At 71.9% G+C, this 3,433-nt stretch carries 3 protein-coding genes; 2 read left to right on the forward strand and 1 reads right to left on the reverse strand.

Annotated features, from left to right (window positions below; all coding sequences use genetic code 11):
- The first annotated feature begins 86 nt into the window (after positions 1 to 86).
- Entirely contained in the window at positions 87 to 1,427 is a 1,341-nt protein-coding gene (locus C667_RS21255) for a DNA recombination protein RmuC (RefSeq protein ID WP_004383221.1), read from the forward strand.
- 58 nt (positions 1,428 to 1,485) lie between these two features.
- Positions 1,486 to 1,770 (forward strand): hypothetical protein, encoded by a 285-nt coding sequence (locus tag C667_RS21260; RefSeq protein ID WP_004383222.1) that lies wholly within the window; start codon positions 1,486 to 1,488, stop codon positions 1,768 to 1,770.
- A 1,006-nt stretch (positions 1,771 to 2,776) separates the two neighbouring features.
- Here the strand turns inward: C667_RS21260 and C667_RS26235 are convergent.
- Positions 2,777 to 3,433: hypothetical protein (locus tag C667_RS26235; protein ID WP_211207740.1), on the reverse strand; the 657-nt coding region annotated here is incomplete at its 5' end.

Below are 3,433 nucleotides of genomic sequence, written 5' to 3' on the forward strand. Positions count from 1 at the left end.
GGGGGTGGTCGCCGGCGGCTGGCTGGGCACGCGCGCGCTGCTGAGCCGGCCGCCGCTCGCCAGCCTGCGCGCGCTGGGCTGAACGCATGGGCGCCCTGCAACTGACGCCGGCCGAGTGGCTGCTCGCCGGCCTGCTGATCGCGGTGCTGGTGCTGCAGGCCTGGCTGCTGCTGCGCGGCGGCGCCGCCGAGCGCCGCCTGCGCGAGGGCCTCGGCGACGACCTCGGCGACCTGATGGAGCAGCGCCTCGCTGCGCGCCATCGCGAGCTGCTGCTCGACCTCCACGACGGCCTCGGCCGCCAGACCGACCGCATCGGCGAGCACGCGCGCGCCGACCGCGAGCTGCTGCAGCGCGGCCTCACCGCCGCCTCGCTGCAGCTGTCGCGCGGCATGCAGGCGCTCACCCAGAGCGTGGACGGGCGGCTGGACACGCTCTCCGGCCAGGTCAACCAGCGCCTCGACGAGGGCTTCCGCAAGACCAACGAGACCTTCGCCAGCGTGATGGCGCGGCTGGCGACGATCGACGAGGCGCAGAAGAAGATCGACAGCCTCACCACCAACGTCGTGAGCCTGCAGGAGCTGCTCGGCGACAAGCGCGCGCGCGGCGCCTTCGGCGAGGTCCAGCTCGAGAACCTGGTGCGCAACATGCTGCCCCCCGAGGCCTTCGCCTTCCAGCAGGTGCTGCCCAACGGCACGCGGGTGGACTGCCTGCTGACCCTGCCCGCGCCCACCGGCAACGTCGCCGTCGATGCCAAGTTCCCGCTCGAGAACTACCACCGCATGTTCGACGACTCGCTCGCCGAGCTCGACCGCCGCGCCGCGCAGCAGGCCTTCCGCGCCGACGTCAAGCGCCACGTGGATGCGATCTCGACGAAGTACATCCTGCCCGGCAGCACCGCCGACGGCGCGGTGATGTTCCTGCCCGCCGAGGCGGTGTTCGCCGAGCTGCACGCCTACCATCCGGAGGTCGTCGCCTACGCGCAGCACAAGCGCGTGTGGATCGTGTCGCCGACCACGCTGATGGCGGTGCTCAACACCGCGCGCGCGGTGATGAAGGACGTCGAGACGCGCAAGCAGATCCACGTCATCCAGGACGCCCTCGGCAAGCTCGCGAAGGACTTCCAGCGCTTCGACGAACGCATGGCCGCGCTCGCCCGCCACATCGAGCAGGCCAGCCGCGACGTGCAGGAGGTGCATACGTCCAGCCGCAAGATCAGCGCGCATTTCCGCCGCATCGAATCGGTGCAGCTCGACGAGGAAGATGAGGGGGGCGCGGGGAACGAGGAGGGTGGCGCAGGGAAATTTCCGGTGGCGGGGAATCCTCGCGGGTCTGCCACGGTCGCAGGGGGGCGCGAAGGATCGCCTGCCCGATTTGATGCGGGACAGGGATTGCCGGCGGCGTCCTCCGTATCGTCGGACCCGTTCTAGCGCGCGGACCACGCCGGTCCTCCGTCCTCCGATCCACAACCCCGGAACCCCCGCACCGATGGCCGACTTTCCCCTGCCGATCCTTTTCATCATGGTGGTCTTCTTCACCATGTGGCTCATCCTGCGGAAATATCACCGCATCGAGCAGCGCAAGCGCGCGCTCCCCGAGCTCAACGCCTACCTCTACGCCAACAACCAGACCGAACCGCGCTGCTCCGCCTGCGAGTCGACCGAGTTCAAGGACGAGGGCCTCACCCACGGCAAGGACGAGCGCCGCATCGTGTCGTGCGCCCGTTGCGAAACCCTCCTGTACCGCATCGTCCCGCCGGAACGCGACGAATGACTCGCCACACCCACCACGCTGCCACCCCCTTGTAGGGGCTGCGGTAGCTGCGAACCGGGCGGTCGGGCAATGACGCGCGTCCCGGACGCCACCGCCGCTTTCGCGCCTGCCGGCGCTCCTACATAAACCACCACGCGCTCCGGCCCCCCTGCAGGCGCTGCGGCAGCTGCGAACCCGGCGGTCCGGCAAATGACGCGCGTCCCGGACGCCACCGCCGCTTTCGCGCCTGCCGGCGCTCCTACATGAACCACCACGCGCTCCGGCCCCCCCCTGTAGGCGCTGCGGCAGCTGCGAACCGGGCGGTCCGGCAAATGACGCGCGTGCCGGAGTCCACCGCCGCTTTCGCGCCTGCCGGCGCTCCTACATGAACCACCACGCGCTCCGGCCCCCCTGTAGGAGCTGCGGCAGCTGCGAACCCGGCGGTCCGGCAAATGACGCGCGTCCCGGAAGCCACCGCCGCTTTCGCGCCTGCCGGCGCTCCTACATGAACCACCACGCGCTCCGCCCCCCTGTAGGCGCTGCGGCAGCTGCGAACCGGGCGGTCCGGCAAATGACGCGCGTGCCGGACGCCACCGCCGCTTTCGCGCCTGCCGGCGCGCCCACATAAACCACCACGCGCTCCGCCCCCCTGTAGGCGCTGCGGCAGCTGCGAACCGGGCGGTCCGGCAATGACGCGCGTCCCGGACGCCACCGCCGCTTTCGCGCCTGCCGGCGCGCCCACACAAACCGCCACGCGCTCCGGCCCCCCTGTAGGCGCTGCGGCAGCTGCGAACCGGGCGGTCCGGCAAATGACGCGCGTCCCGGACGCCACCGCCGCTTTCGCGCCTGCCGGCGCTCCTACATAAACCGCCACGCGCTCCGGCCCCCCTGTAGGAGCTGCGGCAGCTGCGAACCGGGCGGTCCGGCAAATGACGCGCGTGCCGGACGCCACCGCCGCTTTCGCGCCTGCCGGCGCTCCTACATAAACCGCCACGCGCCCGGAGCCCCTGCGGGACCGTCGCGCCGCTTACGGCGGGGCGTTGCGGGGTGGGGTGTCGCGAGGCGGGCTCGAGAAGGCGTTTGCCAGGAGCTGCGTGAGCTCGTGCATCGGGCCGAGCGGCTGTTGCGGCGGGGTGAGGCCGGTGATGAAGCCGGCGGCCTCGAAGCGGGCGAGTAGCGCGGGGTCGGAGGCGATCACATGCACCGGGACGTCCCAGGGCTGATCCGGGCCGCTGACTGTGCCGACGGGCTGGTGGTCGCCGATCACGATCATCACGAGCTCCTGCGCGGCGTGGCGGGCGAGGTAGTCGGCGAGCCAGCCGAACTGGTAGCGCATCGAGGCCAGATAGGCGGGTAGCGGCTCGGTCCAGGACACCGGCTGTGCCTCGGCGGCGTCGACCTCTTCCCGGCTGAAGGCGTCCGCGTGCAGCAAGCGCGACCAGTCCTCGCGCAAGGGCGGGATTGCCGCGAAGGGGGCGTGTGTGGTGACGGTCGGAAAAACGACCAGCCGCGGCGCGCGATGCGTGGCGGCGGTCTCCGCGGGCGCTCCCGGACGATACGTGGGCGCGTCGGGGGCGGTGTCGCCCGCAAGATCCGGCGACGAACCCGGGCCGGGGCCGCGCTGCGGCGCACCACCGGCCCCGCCGAAGCCCCCACCAGCCCCACCAGCCCCATTCGCCTCGCC

The sequence above is a fragment of the Thauera phenylacetica B4P genome (assembly GCF_000310225.1).
GTDB lineage: Bacteria > Pseudomonadota > Gammaproteobacteria > Burkholderiales > Rhodocyclaceae > Thauera > Thauera phenylacetica.